The following is an 18,899-nucleotide window of genomic DNA, read 5'->3' on the forward strand; positions in this document are numbered from 1 at the left end:
ACAATGGGTATAATTTGCGGCACAAAGTTTATAGGACTATAGCTCAGTTGGTTAGAGCGCATCCTTGACATGGATGAGGTCGGCAGTTCGAATCTGCCTAGCCCTACCAAATTATAAAGCCTCGGCCGTTAGTGATTATTCACAACGTCGGGGCTTTTTTGTATCTGAAAATAATTTTCAAATGATAACGCTAATCCATTCCAAGAGGCTATTTTTGCAAAATGGCGAGTTTGTTAATATTCCGCCAAAGGAAGAAAATAATCTCTTATTTAGTCTACTTGAGACCAATCTTAAAAAAATCTTAGTTTATATATGGCGTCTGAGCATTCATTTTTAGAGGCTCCAAACTAAAATTTAGTTAATACCTATGAAAGTTTCGTCGTTTTATGCCTTGGGCACGAGTGATACAACGTACACATAATAGAATATTTAATTGAGATCTAACCTTTTAATATTGAAGCTTGGGTAGCTTTCTTTTTATATAAATAGACTATTTTTATCCCGCTTTTAGAGTCTCTCCTTAATAAGAGCATGATTAAATAAAATCTGGCTCAATATTTGAGTTCCGAATTTTATAACGCTCATGGTTTGCAAAAAATAATGCGTTACCTTGATTTGGAGATACTAAATTGCAACGGCTTGATCTTAGTTTTTTGTCGCACTTATATTCAATTAACTTATAACGACTTATTTCGTATAGGTAGTTTTTTTTCATATTTGTAATATGTTGAATGTATTATGCTTATTTTTGGTTTTAGTGTGTTTTTTATAAAAAAAATCTAATAGATTGATGTTTGTTCATATCGAAATCTAAGTCGATATTTTCCAAAACTCATATATTTCTTATTCTCAAGTGAGAGTATAGAAGTGAATTTTATTTAGCGATTGAAAGCATTCATTTATGCTTTTTCTTTAATCTTTAAAAAAAAGGAATATTAGATGAAAAATAAATTAGGTACTTTGTTAGTGTCTGTAGGGTTAGGGCTAGGTTTAGCTTCTGGCACGGTTATGGCTCAAGAGCGCGTCTTTTTTGGTATTGCAACAGGTGGTACAGGAGGAACATATTATCCTCTTGGCGGAATGTTGGCTCAAGTTATCTCTAATAATTCAGATTTGGGTGATAAAAAAATATCGGCTACCGCAGAGACAGGTAATGCTTCTGTTGCGAATGCTACCTTGTTAGGACGTGGCGCGATTGAGTCGGCTTTTGTTGCAGCCGATGTGTTAGATGCGGCTTATAATGGTAAAAATCAGTTTGATGGGAAAGCAATTAAAAATTTGCGCGCATTAGGTGCCTTGTATCCAGAAACAGTGCAGTTAGTATCACAACCGGATATTAAAAGCTTTTCTGATTTGAAAGGTAAGTCTGTCAGTTCTGGTTCTCCAGGTTCCGGTCAATGGCAGTTATTAGGTGACTTATTGGTTGCTTATGGTATGAACCGTAAAGATATTAAAGAAGATTACTCTTCATTTTCTCAATCTGCAGAAAAAATAAAAGATGGAAATCTTGGCGCATCTTTAATTACAGCAGGTTCTCCCACCTCATCCATTGTTGAACTATCTAACAGTCATGATGTGAATATTATTCCTTTATCTGGTGAGGCTATTGATAAATTACGTCAAAGCCAACCTTATTACGCTAAAACTGTGTTGCCAGCAGGGACTTATAAAGGAATAGACAAAGATATCGAAACGATTGCTGTACGTGCAATTTGGGCATCTCATGCAGATTTGTCCGATGACGTAGCTTATGCTGTAACGAAAGCTTTGTATGAAAATACTGATACTATGGCTAAAGTTCACGTAAAAGGTAAAGAGATTACTCTTCAAACGGCTTTAGAGTCTGTATCTATTCCATTACATCCAGGTGCTGAGCGTTATTACCGTGAAAAAGGCCTTATTAAATAAGATCTTCTCTATTGGAATAGGGGTTGTGATTGCTACAACCCCTTTTTCTTTATTTGGCTCTGCATTAAGTATTAGCCAAACGAGAAGTGACGTTTTTTTAGAGTGTGTTGAGTTAAGTGATGAACGCTTTGACTTAACCTTTATTCACTCTGTCTCTCTTACTCCTGTTGTTGATAAATATAGTGTCGTTACCAGAGGTGATGAACTGTCTATTCTCCAGACAGCGGAACATTTTATTGCTCATGGTCAGGGGTTGCCATCCTTGTTGAATGAGCCCGATGCTTATGATTTTGAGTCTAAGAATGGAGAGTTTATTTTAAAAATGAATCGAGATATACCTAACCTGATTGTTCGAACGGATAGTCGATTCCAGAACAGACTCCATACTAGTGGTATTACGGTGAACCTTAACCAATGGTCTGATATTGGCTTACATATTGTCCCAATACAAGCCTGTGAACAAGACGTGACGATGGTGAAAAATAATGAGTAACATTCATCCAAAAAAAAATGAGAATGAAGCTGTTCTTAGTCAAGAAGAGCTCGATAACTTGGTAAAAAAATACGATAGTGAAAGCAACTTTCGTAACTCAAGAGGCTTATTAAAAATATTTATAACCATAACCTGTGTTGTACTAAGCTTATTTCATGTTTACACATCAGGTTTTGGCTTATTAAATGAAATCTCTCATAGAGCAACCCATCTTACTTTTATAATGGGTCTCTTGTTTCTCGTTTTCCCTCGTAAAGAGCCAAAAAATAAACCGTTAAGCATGGTTCTTGGTTTTGCTTATGGCGTGTTTTATTTATTTATTGGTAATCAGTTGGCTACGGCTCTTTCTGGTCAAATTCCTGATTGGCAAGTTTACAGCATTTACTTATTTACCATCATCATTTCTATTTCTGCTCTGCCTCTTTCTTTTCTGAGAGAGAAAGCCGGTAGAGTGGGTGCATTAGACTGGTTACTCGCCATCATGGGAGCAAGCTTCTCAGGTTATTTAGTGTTCTTTTTTCAGGATATTTTTGTCACTAATATCGGTTTCCCCCAACCTGAAGAATACATAATGGGTGGTATGGCCATTTTATTGGTGCTAGAAGGCGCGAGACGTACTATGGGGGAATCCTTGTCTCTTATTGGTGTTGTGTCGTTGCTCTATGCCATTTTTGGTCCATCCCTTCCTGGTATGATGGCCCATCGTGGCTACGATATTATTCGCCTAGTTGAGCACCTTTATTTAGGGACTGAAGGTATTTATGGCATCGCAATTGGTGTCGTTGCAACCTATGTATTCCATTTTGTTTTATTTGGTGTTTTGGCGCAGGCCTCCGGTCTTGGTAAGTTATTTATTGATCTTGCTTCTGTTTTATCTGGCCGCTATGTTGGTGGACCTGCGAAAGTGTCCGTCGTTTCATCTGGTTTTTTTGGCATGATATCCGGTTCTCCTGTGGCAAATACGGTTACTACAGGTGCGTTTACTATTCCCATGATGAAAAAGTATGGGTTTAGTGGCCGATTTGCCGCTGCAACGGAAGCCGCTTCTTCTTGTGGTGGACAAATTACACCTCCTATCATGGGGGCATCTGCCTTTGTTATGTCGGAAATGCTAGGGGTTCCGTACAACGAATTAATCCTAATTGCTATTATTCCAGCGGCATTTCATTACCTGGCTGCTTTATGTATGGTGCATTTTGAAGCGAGGCGTTTAGGCTTAAAAGGCATGCCAGCTTCAGACATTCCACGCTTGTCGAATGTTCTTGCTCGACACTGGCATCAAATGATTCCACTTATTGTTATGGTGTCTATGTTGCTCATGCAGTTCACGCCATTTTTAGCCGCCTTCTGGGGAATCATTTTAACGGTTGTCTGTTCTTACATTCCATTAATACTAAAACCAATGGGATTTAACCGATTAGATGCCGATAGTGTATTAACGCCTAAAAAGTTAATAGAAGGATTAGAGGAAGGAGCGAAACAATCCATTGCCATTACGGCCGCTTGTGCTTGTGTCGGCTTCTTATTAGGCGTCACGACACTGACTGGTTTAGGCTTTAAATTCTCTGGTGCGATTGTTGGATTGGCGACAGATTTAGGTACATGGTTCAGCGCATTGGTTCCTTTTGGTTTACTCGATCAATCTGGTGTTATCCTATTCTTTGCCCTCGTTTTGGTTGCGATTGCGTGTATATTGATGGGGGCGGGTATCCCAACGACGCCAACGTACATCATTCTTGCATCGATTGTTGCTCCAGCCTTAGATGACTTCGGTATTGCGATTTTAGCGTCACATTTCTTCATCTTCTACTATGGTGTGCTCGCTGACGTGACGCCTCCTGTGGCTCTGGCCGCCTATGCAGGAGCTGGTATTGCAGGGTCTGAACCAATGAGAACAGGTGTGACGGCATTCAGGTTGTCTATGGGTAAAGCTTTAGTTCCCTTTATGTTTGTCTATGCGCCAAGCTTACTGTTCTTGAACTTTGACGCGATTGAGTTTGCTTTAGCTATGTTTAGTGGCATTTTGTGCATTGTGGCTTTGTCTTCAGCTTATATTGGATTTTTTAATGCGGAATTAAGCACGATGCAAAAACGACTACTGACGGTTGCGGGTTTGATTTTGGTGGGTAATAACCCTTGGTTAATCGCTATTGCTTCTGCTGTTGTATTAACCATACTGTATCGTAATCATATTGCTGGAAATAGGTCACTCTCCTTGAGTTCCTAAGTACATCTAATCATCTCTAACTAACACTTTATTGGGATAATCATGGCATTTTCTTATTTATAAATAAGAAAATGCCTGTCTATCGAGAGATCATAAGGGGTTATTTTTTCTATTTTTACCCTTAGTAAAGTGTATCTATTCACTCATATAATCGGTATTTAGAGGTTATATGAGTGGCGTAATGACCTCTTTTTATTTGAAAAAATGATCGATTTATTTAATGAGGATACTGTTGTGACACAGAATATTTGCCAGCAAGCCTATTTTGCCAAACGTGCTTTATTGTCTAATGGCTGGGAGCATAATGTTCGTTTTATTGTTAAAAGTGGGCACATTCACTCAATTGTGACGAATAGTGATAAACAACCTAGCGATATATTTTTATCTGGTCCCGTGTTACCTACGCTTGCGAACTTGCATTCTCATGCTTTTCAGCGAGTGATGGCTGGCGCGGCTGAGGTTAGTTTAAACCCCAATGACAGTTTTTGGAGTTGGCGTGATTTAATGTATAAAATTGTGCGAAGGCTTACACCATATGAGGTGAAAGTGATTGCCACACAGCTTTATATTGATATGTTAAAAGCAGGTTATTCTCAAGTTGGAGAATTCCACTATTTACACCATGATGCCAATGGAAATCGTTATCAGCACCCGGCAGAAATGGCTATGCAATTGCTTCAAGCGGCGGATGATTCAGGGATAGGACTGACCTTATTGCCTGCTCTGTATTCTTATGCGGGATTTGGTCAGCAAGCACCTAATGCCGGTCAAGCACGCTTTATTCATTCTAGCGATACGTATTTATCTCTTCATCAGTCCTGTGAACAAGCTATTTCGAATAATATTCGTAACCAAATAGGCATTTGTTTTCATTCCTTACGAGCGGTAAATAAAGAACAAATAGAGACGGTATTAGCCAGTCTTGATTCAAGGTTGCCCATTCATATTCATATTTCTGAACAGCATAAAGAAGTACAAGACTGTCTTAATTGGAGTGGTCTTCGTCCTGTGCAGTGGCTGCATAATGAAATAGGTCTTAATAAACGCTGGTGTTTAGTGCATGCAACGCACCTAGACCAAATCGAATTAAAAGCCATCGCGAGTAGTCACGCTATTGCTGGATTATGTCCAACGACAGAGGCGAACCTTGGCGATGGTATTTTCCCTGCGGTTGAATATGAAAATGTAAAAGGGCGCTGGGGGATTGGCTCTGACAGTCACGTGAGTTTATCTGTTGTTGAAGAGTTGAGAACGTTAGAATACAGCCAACGTTTGCGAGATCAACAACGTAACCGTTTACATCAGCCGGCGCAAAGCCATATAGGGGATCACTTGTATCAGCAGGCACTATTCGGTGGAAATCAAGCGTGTGATGTGTCACTGGGTTTATCAGTAGGATGCCGAGCTGATTTTATGGTTTTAGATAATCAACACCCTTTTATTGCAGCAAGTGAAAGCAAAGATATACTCAACCGCTGGTTATTCGCCTGTAATGAAAACCTTATAAAAGATGTCTTTGTCGCAGGTGATCAGGTTGTTAATGATTTTCATCATATATGTGAAGAGCGCAGTCGTGAGGCATTCACTCAAGTAATTAAAAAGGTTATCTATTCATAACCTTTTTAATTTTATTTATCCATTAAATAATGATTTTATCTCTACCACTGTTTTTCGCTTGATACAGCTTTTTGTCGGCTTGTTCAATCAGCTCCTCTGCAGAAATAGACCGCGCGTCTTCTGCATAAACAACGCCAAAACTCATGGTGATATGTTGGTCTTTGACTACGGGATTTTTTTTGAATTCTTCTCGTATGCTATTAAGTCGATCTAGCACTTTACGCAGATCGGTATTAATGAACACTAAGGTAAATTCTTCGCCGCCATAGCGGGCCACAATATCTGAAGTAAGACGAGCGTGTTTTTTTAGATTTGCGGCAACTGAAATGAGAGCAAAGTCTCCAACAGTGTGCCCAAATTTGTCATTAATACGCTTGAAATGGTCTATATCACATAAGACAAAAGTGATCTTTTGATGATTTTGCTGCGCGTATTTTAATGTTTGCTTGAATACTTGATTGAACCCTCGTCTGTTATAGAGTGTAGTTAGTTCATCCGTCAACGCATCTTCAAGCAAATGATCCTTTTCTCCTTGCAAGACCGAGGTCCTTTCAGCAACTTTTTTTTCCAAGTGTTGCATAATATCGAACAAGTTATCAGCCATTGAACTGAGTCCTTGACTAAGAGAGTTTATTTCACGAATTTTACTTAAAGGGTCTGGAAGTTGTTGAATGCTCTTAATGTCTTTTGCATTTGCCGCTTGATTTAGAATCTGAATCGGACTTCCAATATACCAAGCGAGTAAGGAACCAATTAGGCCAATACAAATAAACAATACAAGCGTAATAATAACGGTACTTTGAGTGTAACCCGCTAACACCGATTTGTGATAGGCGCTCGGAATCAAAATACCGATCAACCATTTCTTATCGTATTTTAATGTAATGGGTTTGACGTAATATAAATACTCTTGACCCTCGACGTTTATTTTATGGGTACCTGCAACCAGAGAATAGCTAGCTAATTGCAATACGGTATTAGGATGGTTGTTAAGGCCAACTCGTGACGTAACGCCATCGGCGGTTTTAAATAGTTCACTCTGCTCAGAGGATGCAATGAGAGAGCCATTTTCTTCAGCTAAGAAAAGATAGGCACCGTCTACCAGTTCTAAAGACTTAAGATATTTATCCAATTCAACTAAAGCGATACTGGTTGCAGTAACACCTAATAGTTCTCCTTTTTGGCTATAAATAGGTGCGGATAAGCCTATACCGAGAGTTGGATACCCGTAATATGGGTGGATGTTACTCCAAGCGACGGTATTTGCTTTGATGGCATCCTGATAAAAAGGTCTTGTTCTGGGGTCATAGATGAAACTGTCATCCTCTACTATTTTAGAACCAATAAAATGCATAGGATCATAATGATACCCTTCCATTGTTAGCGGTTCATTGATGAAATTGGCTGCGATACTATGTTGACCTCTTTTGATTGGATCTTGTGCAGAAGCGAGGTAGCGCCCGTCAACTGTTGCCATCGAAATAAAGGTCATTTGATTATAAGGGATGGCTTGCTCATAAAATCTGTTCGTAAGAGGAACTAAGTCATCTAATAATTCAGGTCTATGGGAAAAGGCATTAAGGTTGATTTCAACGATGTCGCTTAATGGCCCCATAAAGCCTTGAACACGGTCATAGATACGACCTTCAACCTCTTTTATATATTGAATACCGACACGACTGGCAATATTTGAAATAGTGACCGTTGAAACTAAATACATAGTGATTCCTGCTATCAAGGCAAGTATCACGAATGGAGTAACAATTAGCCAACGCAATGGAATGGACTTCATCTCTTTTTCTCGTTTTGTACTGTGTCGTGTTAACGTCAACCATACTAATAGTGGGTTTTTAGCAATGATAGACACTAATTACTAATAATGCCGTTGTATATTTGTAACCTTGTAAGGTAAAAGTCAGGAAAAAGAGTGGTGGCTATTTGTTAATAATCAACAAGTACCACAGTCATCAGTAAAAATATCATCCTATCATCCTATCATCCTATCATCCTATCATCCTATCATCCTATCATCCTATCATCCCTCATATCTAAACCATTAACCCAGTCAGTTATCATCCACTCGCTACGGCGGCACCAACGGCAGCGGGTTTTGTTGGAGACGCTGTACCTAATAGTAGCTAGTAGCGAAACTGAGTGCTAGACCTGTTTGTTCTAAACGTGTTTCCATCAAAACAAATGGATAGCTGATAAGGTAAGGTTGGATGTAATATGCAGAATTGAGCCGTAGAGTTGTTTATAAAAAAAAAGCGCCATTACTCATGGTTTTTCGATAGTTCATCAGTTATGAAAACGAATTGAAAACCGAATATCTCAAGTAAATTTTTCGATTACTACGAGGTTGAGTGAATCAGGAAAACTGACGGCATTGCACTTAGATGTTAAATCTGATATCAATAAAAGGATGATTCTGTCTGAAAAGTCAGAATTAATTGTGAGTAGAAAAATAGCTCAAGATCCCCAGAAAATTTTTAGCCCTTAGGGCTATTTTTAACGAATGCGGCAGTGAAATCCAGTCTAGAAGTTTTGCTTCTTGTCATTGAGCTCGCGCTAAACTTTTTTGATCACAGCCGTCTTAGGCTTGCAGTGTTAATGGAAAATATATGATTAATTTTAGTAATATGAAACTGAAAACGCTTTTGAGCGGTTCGATGATTTTAGCTTTGTCCCTCGTTATTGGAATCAGTTCTTACGTCAATATAAATGGCTTCTCTGGTATGTTTTATGACGTAACAAAACAAGAGCATCTTCCAAATGTGGTAGAACGGGCCAAAGCAAAAATAGCCTTAAATTTAGCGGCACCTATTGCTTATTCAATTGGTATTGCTCAAAATGAATATGTCCAAAAATGGATTTTAGATGGAGAGAATTCAGCAGGGGTCGACTCTTTAACGAGCTTCGGTAAAGGAATTATAGATCAAGCTGAGGCCAGTGTTATGTTTTGGGTCTCGGCCGAAAGCAACAAATACTATACTCAGGACGGTTATTTTAAAACGGTATCTCCTAGCGAAGAAAGGGACAGTTGGTTTTATAATACTATCAACTCTGGGAAAGAGCTCGCTCTCAATCTAGATGTACCCGAGGGAGACAGTGATACCATGATGGTGTACGTAAATATCCTCTCTAAAACGGCCAGCGGGAAAATACTCGGTGTTGCAGGACTTGGGGTTGATGTATCCAATATCGTCAGCCTTGTGAAAAATACGCAAGTCGGTAAAACCGGCTATATGTTCCTTGTAGACGGCTCAGACAGAATAACAGCTCATGTGAATGAATCTGTCATTAACAAAAAATTGTCGGATGTAAGTAATTATGCTGATGTCTATCAGGAAATTGCATCTAACAAAGGTGAATACCAGCTAATTGAAAGCAATGTAGGCGGTAAAGACGCATATATCGCCGTAACACCACTGGATAATGTCGATTGGAAGTTAGTTGCCGTATTACCGAAAGCTGAAATAACCTCGAAAGTAAACGATGTGGTCCTTCTCTCAGTTACAGCGGCGCTCATTCTTGCTGCCATTTTTATATTATTATCAATCTACATCGCCAACCGTGTAAGTAAAGACGTACTTAGAGTGGGCGATGAGTTGCATAAAATGTCGGCTTCAGGGGGGGATCTTACCGCTCGTTTAAATGAAAACTCTAATAACGAGATAGGCCACTTATCTAAAGGTTTTAATGCCGTTTTGAATAAATTTGCAGAGTTAGTTCGGGAAATAAAAGAGGCTGAATCTGCGATCGGGGTAAGCATGGATAGCTTAAAAAAATTGTCGTCTAGTTCAGTTCAATATGCAGAAGATCAGAGAAAACAAACTGAAATGGTGGCGACAGCCATGACAGAAATGAGTCAAACCATTAATGAAGTGTCTTCCATTGCAAATACTACGGCGTTGGATACTTCTAATGCGGTGAATGATGCTCGCGAAACAAATGGTGTAATGCAGACATTAGCGACAACAATGACTGATATGTCAGACACCATGAAAGTGAGCGAAAGGTCGATTTCAGATCTTGCGATTCAAGCTGAATCGATAAACTCGGTCATTGATGTAATCAATAGTATTTCAGAGCAAACGAACTTACTCGCTCTAAATGCGGCAATTGAAGCGGCACGTGCAGGCGAACAAGGGCGTGGGTTCGCAGTGGTTGCCGACGAAGTTCGAACATTAGCAAGCAAGACTCAAGACTCTACACAGGAAATTCGTGGTCAGGTTGAACAATTACAAGCTACCGCTTCGACCAATCTACACTCTATTCAACAGAGTTCCCGTAAGAGCCAAGAACTTGCTGATCAAGCGCAGCTCGCTTCTCAGTCATTGAACGCAATTCGTGCCCGTTTCGATTCAATAGGAGATGGTAATCATCAGGTTGCAGCGGCGACCGAAGAGCAGTCCTCTACCATTGATCATATTAGCGAATCAGCCCGAAATATTGCCTTAATAGCAAACAACATAAGCAATAGTTCAAAAGAACAATTGCTTGAGATTGAACAATTCAATGAACGAGCCAGTCAAATGCGTTTAATCGTCAGTCAATTTAAAATATAGAACAGTCAGGCACTGGCTATACCATAATATTAAAGCCAGTGTCTTATATCTCGTTCTCGGTATTAGTTGAGGCTGAATTAGTAAATCGTGCAGACATCACCGCTGATATTTTATGTAATAGAAGCGTGATATTTAATTAATATTACTATGTCAGTTATATTTGAGTAAAATGGGCTTCTTTGGTTTTTCAGAGATGCCCATTTTTTGATTTTTAAGGGATTAGCTGTGAAATGGCCCTTGCCGTATTGAGTAGCTCCTCTTTTGCGGCTTCGAATTGTTCATGGTTATTCATAACCTGATCAGCACCAGATATGTTAATTGCCGCTACTATTTTGCCTAGATAATTAGTAATTGGTACAGCAATGGCGGTTGCATTATCAGATCGGTTACTTGAATACCCTTGTTCCCATTCTTTTTTTAACAGTGCCTTTAATTCTGGGAATGATTGGGGGTAGGGTCCTGGGTAAGTGTCCAGTGGCTGGGTTTGATACATGGCATTGAGTTCAATGTCACTGAGTTGCTGCAGTAGCACTCGACCCATTGCGTTGGTATGGCAGGGCAAACGTGAACCTAATGGAATATTTACCGATAAACGTTGGGAGGCTTGCGACCGATAAATATAAACGGTTTCTAATCCGTCGCGTATTCCTAGGTGACAGGAAATGGAGGTTCTATCTCTTAATTCGTTTAGATGAGGTGCGGCGATATCGACTAAATCTTTGCCTGCCAAAAAAGCAAAACCACGAGACACAACTTGTGGCCCTAGTTCGTAAGCATTTCGAGTGACTTTTTTAAGATAACCCATATCTAATAAGGTTTGCACAATACGATAAGTGGAGGATGCACTCACTCCCAAATTGTCAGCAAAATCTTGTGTGTTTAATACTCTTTTTTCTTTATCAAACATCTCAATTATCTGCAATCCTCGAGATAACGCAGGAACGTGGTATTCAGTGTTTTTTGTCATATTTTATTCCATATATGATTAATATTTTCATATGTGTACTGGTTTGGTTTTATTTTAAGATTTTTAACTTTTTTACTTTCAAAAATAATTAAATTTAATATATTTGAATGTAACTTATTTTTAAAGCATAAAAATCAGTTTTTTTAATTTATATATGAATGATTTTTTTATATTTGAGGTTAAGTAAGATGGCTAAAGATTTCGTTTTAAAGGCTTCCTGTGATGCGACGAGTGGCATTGTCGCGGCTGTGTCTTCATATCTTGCTGAGCATGATTGTTACATCTCTGAAATGCATCAATATGATGATGAAGAGAGCAGCCGCTTTTTTATGCGTTCAGAGTGTCGTATAGAAAGCGATGTTCAGACAATAGAGTCAATTCGAGATGGTTTTGATGCGCAAGTTGCTCGCTTCAATATGGAGTGGGAGATTTTAAATAAGAGTCAACCTGTAAAAGTGTTGCTGATGGTCAGTAAGTTTGATCACTGTCTTGATGACCTTTTGTACCGTCATCGTAAAGGAGAGCTGCCCATGGACATTACTGCGGTAGTGTCAAATCATAGAGATCTAAGGCCTATGGTTGAGCGAGAAGGTATTCGTTTCGTACATTTACCAGTTAATAAAGATAACAAAGCCGAACAAGAGTCGGCATTGCTGGATATCATTACTGAAACCAATACGGATTTAGTGGTTTTAGCTCGTTACATGCAGATTTTATCAGACGCGCTTTGTCAAAAGCTACATGGTCGAGCGATTAATATCCATCATTCCTTTTTACCTGGTTTTAAAGGCGCTAAGCCATATCATCAAGCCCATCAGCGCGGCGTGAAGCTTATTGGAGCGACCGCACATTACGTCACCTCGGATCTGGATGAAGGACCAATCATAACTCAGTCAGTTCAACCTGTTGACCATACGTACTCACCTGAGAGATTAGTGGCTGTTGGTCGAGACACTGAAACAGTGGCATTGGCGACAGCTGTCAGAATGCACCTTGAGCATCGTGTGTTTATGTACGGTAACAAAACAGTTGTTTTTAAGTAGGCCATTGGGAGGGTGCTATGACAGTGATAATCGACGGTAAAACGCTGGCTGATGAGATCGTCCAAAATGTAGCTCAAGAAGTATCTGCTTTTAAGCTTAAAAACAAGGTGACACCTGGATTAGCGGTTGTTTTAGTGGGAGGAGACCCCGCGAGTGGTGTATACGTACGTAATAAAATCAAACGTACAGAGCAGGCAGGTTTTCGGTCAATCGCACATTATTTGCCTACAGCAACGACGCAACAGCAGTTGGATGAATTAATTGATCAGCTAAATCAAGATAATTCAATTCATGGTATTTTGGTGCAGCTCCCTTTGCCGGCGCACTTATCTGAAAGTCGAGTGATAGAAGCCATTTCACCCGCGAAAGACGTGGATGGTTTCCATCCTGAGAATGTCGGCAAGCTAGTTACAGGGCAACAAGCTCTTGTGCCCTGTACTCCATTGGGTTGCATGATCATGCTGAAACGACATATCGCTGATTTATCTGGCAAGCATGCAGTGGTGATAGGTCGTTCTAATATTGTAGGAAAACCCATCGCCAATCTGCTTTTACAATCCGATTGTACTGTCACGGTTGTGCACTCTCGTACACAAAATATTGAAGAGATCTGTCGTAGCGCGGACATTCTCGTCGCGGCTGTGGGTCAGCCTCTTATGATCAAAGAAAATTGGATTAAACCTGGCGCCGTTGTCATCGATGTGGGTATCAATCAAACCTCATCAGCGGGCAAAAGAAAGTTGGTTGGTGATGTCGATTATGACGCTGTTTTTTCAAAAGTATCTGCTATTACCCCCGTTCCCGGAGGCGTTGGCCCTATGACTATTGCTTGTCTTATGCAGAACACGTTAACCGCCGCTCAACACCAACTCAACTAGGTGTTTAGTCGAATACGAATTTATATTTTCTAAGGAGCTGATAAATGCCTTTTTCACTACTTAAATACGGTTTAAAAAACGACTACCCATTTGAAAATGATGTTGATTTACCCTCACCAACGGAACTTAAAAAACATTACGATGTTGTCATTATTGGTGGGGGCGGACACGGTGTCGCAACGGCTTATTATCTAGCCAAATACCATGGCATTACTAACGTCGCTATTTTAGAAAAAGGTTATCTTGGTGGTGGCAATACAGCTCGTAATACAGCCGTCATTCGTTCTAATTACTTAACCTCTGAAGGCGTTAAGTTCTATAAAGAATCCGTTGATATGTTTAAAGGGCTTTCAAATGAGTTCGACTTCAACATCATGTATTCTTCTCGTGGACAGCTTACCCTAGCTCATACGGATTCTGCGATTCGTTCCTTTCGACAGCGTACAGAAGTTAATACACATTTTGGTGGTAAAACTGAGCTAATTGACCCTCAACAAATTAAAGAACTTGTGCCAACTTTGAATATGAATCCAGCTGATATGCCTATTCTGGCGGGATTGTGGCACATTGATGGTGCGACAGCGCGTCACGACGCTGTTGCTTGGGGGTATGCAAAAGGGGCCACTCAGAAAGGTGTTGAACTTCATCAATTGACTGAAGTTACAGATGTTATTGTCGAAAATGGCAAGGCGAAAGGCGTGAAAACCAACCGAGGTACCGTTACTTGCGGTTGTATTGTTCAGGCCGTTGCAGGTCATAGCTCGATCGTCGCGGCGATGGCTGGGATCAAAATGCCGATTACTATATACCCTTTGCAAGCCATGGTCACTCAACCCGTCAAACCTTTCTTAGATCCCTTAGTGAGCTCTTCTGCACTGCATTGCTATGTACAGCAAACAGGCCGAGGTGAAATAGTATTTGGTGGTGGATCTGATCCTTATCCGCTCTATAACACACGATCGACTCTTGATTTAAAAGAAAGCTTATTGGCAAGCGCTGTTGAAATGTTTCCGTTTATGGCGAATTTGAAATTGATGCGCCAATGGGCAGGTATTACGGATATGACGTCGGATTACAGCCCTATCATGGGATTGAGTCCGGTAGAGAATTATTACCTAGACGCGGGCTGGGGCACATGGGGGTTCAAATCCACGCCGATTTGCGGCAAGAGCATGGCCGAGCTAGTGGCGAGCGGTGGCAAGGTGCCTGAGCTAATTGCGCCATTTGCTATGGATCGTTTTGACGAATTTCGTCAAGTCAATGAGATGGGCGCCACGGCGGCAAGTCATTAGGAGCAGAGCATGAAAATGATGAATTGCCCATTAAATGGGCCAAGAAACATTAGCGAGTTTGTTTATGGTGGCGAAGTTAAATCGATGCCAGACCATTTGACCTGTTCAGACAAAGAATGGGCCGATTATGTGTTTTATGCGGACAATACGATTCGTGTTATCACTGAGTGGTGGTTTCATTCACCTTCTGGCTACTGGTTTATTGCAGAACGCCATACCGCCAGTGATGAAATTCTTAAAACCTATGATCCATCCGAGCTGTTTAATAAACGAGTAGAGTTTGCAAGCGCACCAGTATTACCTGAGGAGAAAACGGTATGAGCATGAATCGACTACCAGCCCCATTAGGCTTATACATTACACGAGAAAAAACGATCAACTTCATGTTCGAGGGGCAGCGTTATCAAGGCGTTGAGGGTGATACTATTGCTAGTGCCTTGATCGCGAACGGGCAGTGGCTAATGTCTCGATCATTCAAATATCATCGTCCTCGTGGCCCATTAACCATGGCGGGTCAAGATGCTAATACCTTGGTGCAACTTAAAAGTGAGCCGAATGTTTTAGCTGACAAGCATTTTATTCGGGCTGATTTGGAGGTTGTTGGGCAAAACTATAGCGGCTCTCTTGAAAATGATAAGGATGCAAAATTGTCCTATGCAGGACGATTTATGCCAGTAGGCTTTTATTACCGGGCATTTTATAAGCCAATGGGGATATGGGATAAATGGGAACCCTTTATACGTAAAAAGGCCGGTTTAGGCTTTGCTGATCTTACATTCAAGCCTGTTTATCATGATAAAGCCTATCTGTTTCACGATCTTGCTGTGATAGGTGCCGGTCCTGCTGGTCTTGCTGCAGCATTGAAAGCCGCTGATGCGGGTGCAAGCGTGTTATTGGTTGATGAAAATCCTATTTTAGGCGGTGCTCTGACCTACCATCGTTTTGATGTAGAAGCAGTACGTGCTAACGAGTTAAGAACTCAGCTTACAGAAAATGTTTTAAATCACTCAAACATCACGATATTGAATAACGCAACCTGTAATGGTTGGTTTACCGATAATTACTTGCCCATTATTCAGGGCAGTCGCATGTATAAAGCGCGAGCCAAGCAATGCATCGTCGCGTCAGGTGCCTTTGAGCAACATGTGGTGTTTCGTAATAACGATGTACCGGGCGTGGTGATGTCGAGTGCTGCGATGCGACTTATGTCTCAATATGCGATTAAACCCGCCAACAAAGCCGTTGTTCTGACAGGTAATGATGATGGATATTTGTGTGCGCTTGAATTGGTTAGGAATGGTGTTGAAGTACCGGTCATTATCGATATGCGTCCTAGCGGAGCCAATGAGACTTTACAAAAAGCCGTGGCACAACAAGGCATTAATGTACGTTTAAATGCGACTGTATATGAAGCTTTGCCTAGTTCTGATAAGAAGCGTTTGTCTGCTGTGCAAGTGCACGACATCACAGGTAAAGGACAAGTTTCTATTGGTGGCGTAACGGTTCCTTGTGACTTGTTGTGTATGTCAGCAGGTTATATGCCTGTTTACCAATTGCTTTGTCAGGCTGGGGCGAAACTGAGTTATAGTGATGACAGTGCGCGTTTTTCACTGACTAATTTACCGAAAAACCTTTATGTGGCAGGGTCTGCAAATGGCGTTCATGAATTAGATGCTGTGATCAGCGATGGTCAGTTTGCGGCATACCAAAGTTTAACCTCATTGGGTATTCCAAGTAGTGAGCCAGAAAAAGTACTTTGCGCTAAGCAGACGAACTTTCCTTGGCCTATCTTTAAACACCCGAAAGGCAAAGATTTTGTTGACTTTGATGAAGATCTACAAGCGAAAGACATCGTCAATGCAACTCGCCTAGGCTATCGGGATGTTCAGTTAGTCAAAAGGTTTTCGACTGTCGGTATGGGGCCATCTCAAGGTCGCCATTCTGCATTGCCTACGGCTCGATTGGTTGCAGAGGCAACAAACCGCACTGTTACTGAAACGGGCGTAACTACAGCTAGACCGCCATTTGTTCCTGAAAAATTGGCTAATATAACGGGTCGTATATTCAGCCCCCATAAATATACGTCAATGCATAAACGACATTTAGAGCTGGGAGCGCATATGATCCCTGCGGGTATTTGGCGTCGTCCAGCGTATTACGGAGACCCTATAAATCGCGATAAGCTCATTCAAGAAGAAGCGAAGATGGTACGTAATGCGGTTGGTATGATTGATGTCAGTACCTTAGGTGGTTTAGAGGTTCGAGGTCCAGATGCGGCTGAATTTGTTAATCGTATTTATACCTTTGGTTTTTTGAGCCAGCCCATTGGTAAAACACGTTATGCGGTATTAACTAATGAACAGGGAGTGGTAGTAGATGATGGTGTTTCCTGTCGAATCTCTGAAGATCACTACTATATTACCGCCACTACGACTGGTGTGGATGCCGTTTATCGTGAGATGACCAAATGGAATGCTCAGTGGCGATTAAAAGTTGATATTGCAAATGTTACATCGGCTTTTTCTGCGGTTAACGTGGCTGGTCCTCTGGCTAGAAACGTACTTATTAAAGTGTGTTCTGACGTAGACTTTTCCAACGAGTCTTTCCCTTATTTAGCCTATAGAGAAGGCTCTATCGACGGTGTGCCGGTGCGCTTATTGAGAGTCGGATTTGTCGGTGAATTGGGCTATGAAATTCATATGCCTAGCTTGTTTGGCGAGGGTGTTTGGGATCGGTTAATGGATGCTGGGAAAGAGTTTGAAATGAAACCTTTTGGCGTCGAAACCCAGCGGTTACTGCGTTTGGAAAAAGGCCACATTATTGTTAGCCAAGATACAGATGGCATGTCGCATCCCGGTGAGCTTTCTTTAAATTGGGCGGTTAATCGTAAGAAGCCTTTCTTCATTGGTAGTCGATCTGTCGACATTGTCATGGCTAGAAAACAAACTCGTAAGTTAGTTGGTTTTAAATTAGATAGTAAGATAATACGACCGAAAGAAGGTCATTTAGTCTTAGCGAATCCGGATCGCCCTGATTGCGCTATTACGGGAAATGTTACGTCTTCTGAGTATTCCAGTGCGATTGGTGCAAACATCGGTATGGCATTTGTTGGGGTTGATCAACAGGAGGTTGGCTCAACATTCCCTATTCGAGTGGATAACGGTGAAATTGTCATGGCTGAAGTGGTTAAATTGCCTTTTTATGATGCAAACAATATTCGTCAGGAGGTGTTGTAATGAACTCTTTTAATTTATGTGCGGTGCCTCGTTCACGTAAAAGTATGCTGGATTTAAACAACACTGAGTCATCGAACTCCGGTGTTAAACGTCAGGATTGCACTGTCTATTCGAGAGTTGGCTTTAGGGGGATGGGCGCAGAAAACTATTTGATGTCACAAGGCTTGCCTATTCCTAGTGAGTCAAATCGATCCCTGATTTTTGAAGATAGCCTTGTCGTGTTACGCCTTGGTAAATCTGAGTTTTGGTTGGTGGATCTTGACAATACTCATCATGAACTGATTGAAGCGCTAGAGCTGGGCGCGAAAGGTCTTGATGAAGTATACCGTTTATTCTGTCAGCATAGCCATGCCTGCTTCTTGTTTAAGGGAGAGCAAACGACAACCATGTTTTCCAAAGTATGCGGTGTCGATTTAAAGCGATGTGCCTTTCCAATAGGGAGTATTGCTCAAACTTCGGTGGCGCGAGTTAATGCTATAATAACAAAGCAAGAAGAAAAAAGAGGGGAGTACTTTCTTTTGCTTTCTGACTTAGCTAGCTCTCAATATTTATGGGAAGCGTTAGCCGATGCGTCTAAGGAATTTGTCTGATTTAGCTCTGCTGTAGTGTGTTAATCTCAGATTTGATTGCCCTACTAATGAAGTAGAGAGTTCCGTGTTTTTATAAAGCT

Annotated in this window: 13 protein-coding genes and 1 tRNA gene; 12 read left to right on the plus strand and 2 right to left on the minus strand. The window is 40.9% G+C overall.

Annotated features, from left to right (window positions below):
- Positions 1-32 precede the first annotated feature (32 nt).
- From IEZ33_RS05305 to IEZ33_RS05325, 5 genes are all read left to right on the plus strand, one after another.
- Positions 33-109, plus strand: a tRNA-Val gene (locus tag IEZ33_RS05305).
- Positions 110-939: 830 nt separating this feature from the next.
- Positions 940-1,908: a TAXI family TRAP transporter solute-binding subunit gene (locus IEZ33_RS05310; RefSeq protein ID WP_191602658.1), complete on the plus strand. Its 969-nt coding sequence runs from the start codon at positions 940-942 to the stop codon at positions 1,906-1,908.
- Positions 1,909-1,933: 25 nt separating this feature from the next.
- Entirely contained in the window at positions 1,934-2,401 is a 468-nt protein-coding gene (locus tag IEZ33_RS05315) for a DUF1850 domain-containing protein (protein WP_191602659.1), read from the plus strand.
- Positions 2,394-4,628: a TRAP transporter permease gene (locus tag IEZ33_RS05320; RefSeq protein WP_191602660.1), complete on the plus strand. Its 2,235-nt coding sequence runs from the start codon at positions 2,394-2,396 to the stop codon at positions 4,626-4,628. Before IEZ33_RS05315 ends, IEZ33_RS05320 begins: the two co-directional genes overlap by 8 nt.
- 234 nt (positions 4,629-4,862) lie before the next feature.
- Positions 4,863-6,245, plus strand: a complete 1,383-nt coding sequence (locus tag IEZ33_RS05325) for a formimidoylglutamate deiminase (RefSeq protein ID WP_240009643.1) — start codon at positions 4,863-4,865, stop codon at positions 6,243-6,245.
- A gap of 22 nt (positions 6,246-6,267) precedes the next feature.
- On the opposite strand, the gene IEZ33_RS05330 is transcribed toward IEZ33_RS05325, so the two are convergent.
- Entirely contained in the window at positions 6,268-8,037 is a 1,770-nt protein-coding gene (locus IEZ33_RS05330; protein WP_191602662.1) for a sensor domain-containing diguanylate cyclase, read from the minus strand.
- Between the two features lie 829 nt (positions 8,038-8,866).
- Between IEZ33_RS05330 and IEZ33_RS05335 the strand changes: the two genes are divergently transcribed.
- A complete protein-coding gene (locus IEZ33_RS05335; RefSeq protein ID WP_191602663.1) occupies positions 8,867-10,813 on the plus strand; it encodes a methyl-accepting chemotaxis protein in 1,947 nt (648 codons plus the stop codon).
- Between the two features lie 211 nt (positions 10,814-11,024).
- Here IEZ33_RS05335 and IEZ33_RS05340 read toward each other — a convergent pair whose 3' ends face one another.
- Positions 11,025-11,780, minus strand: coding sequence for an IclR family transcriptional regulator (locus IEZ33_RS05340; protein WP_191602664.1), 756 nt, complete (start codon positions 11,778-11,780; stop codon positions 11,025-11,027).
- Between the two features lie 188 nt (positions 11,781-11,968).
- Between IEZ33_RS05340 and purU the strand changes: the two genes are divergently transcribed.
- The 6 genes from purU to IEZ33_RS05370 are packed head-to-tail and all read left to right on the plus strand — an operon-like array spanning position 11,969 to position 18,819.
- Positions 11,969-12,823: a formyltetrahydrofolate deformylase gene (gene purU, locus IEZ33_RS05345; RefSeq protein WP_191602665.1), complete on the plus strand. Its 855-nt coding sequence runs from the start codon at positions 11,969-11,971 to the stop codon at positions 12,821-12,823.
- Positions 12,824-12,840: 17 nt separating this feature from the next.
- Positions 12,841-13,701 (plus strand): bifunctional methylenetetrahydrofolate dehydrogenase/methenyltetrahydrofolate cyclohydrolase FolD, encoded by an 861-nt coding sequence (gene folD / locus IEZ33_RS05350; protein WP_191602666.1) that lies wholly within the window; start codon positions 12,841-12,843, stop codon positions 13,699-13,701.
- A 44-nt stretch (positions 13,702-13,745) separates the two neighbouring features.
- Complete coding sequence (locus tag IEZ33_RS05355) at positions 13,746-14,993, plus strand: FAD-dependent oxidoreductase (RefSeq protein ID WP_191602667.1); 1,248 nt, start codon at positions 13,746-13,748, stop codon at positions 14,991-14,993.
- Between the two features lie 9 nt (positions 14,994-15,002).
- Complete coding sequence (locus tag IEZ33_RS05360; RefSeq protein ID WP_191602668.1) at positions 15,003-15,314, plus strand: sarcosine oxidase subunit delta; 312 nt, start codon at positions 15,003-15,005, stop codon at positions 15,312-15,314.
- A complete protein-coding gene (locus tag IEZ33_RS05365) occupies positions 15,311-18,229 on the plus strand; it encodes a 2Fe-2S iron-sulfur cluster-binding protein (RefSeq protein WP_206696909.1) in 2,919 nt (972 codons plus the stop codon). The genes IEZ33_RS05360 and IEZ33_RS05365 overlap by 4 nt, the downstream gene beginning before the upstream one ends.
- Positions 18,229-18,819, plus strand: coding sequence for an aminomethyltransferase family protein (locus IEZ33_RS05370; RefSeq protein WP_191602669.1), 591 nt, complete (start codon positions 18,229-18,231; stop codon positions 18,817-18,819). Before IEZ33_RS05365 ends, IEZ33_RS05370 begins: the two co-directional genes overlap by 1 nt.
- Positions 18,820-18,899 lie beyond the last annotated feature (80 nt).

Origin of the sequence: Marinomonas algicola (assembly GCF_014805825.1) — a bacterium.
In the GTDB taxonomy this organism is placed as follows: Bacteria; Pseudomonadota; Gammaproteobacteria; order Pseudomonadales; family Marinomonadaceae; genus Marinomonas; species Marinomonas algicola.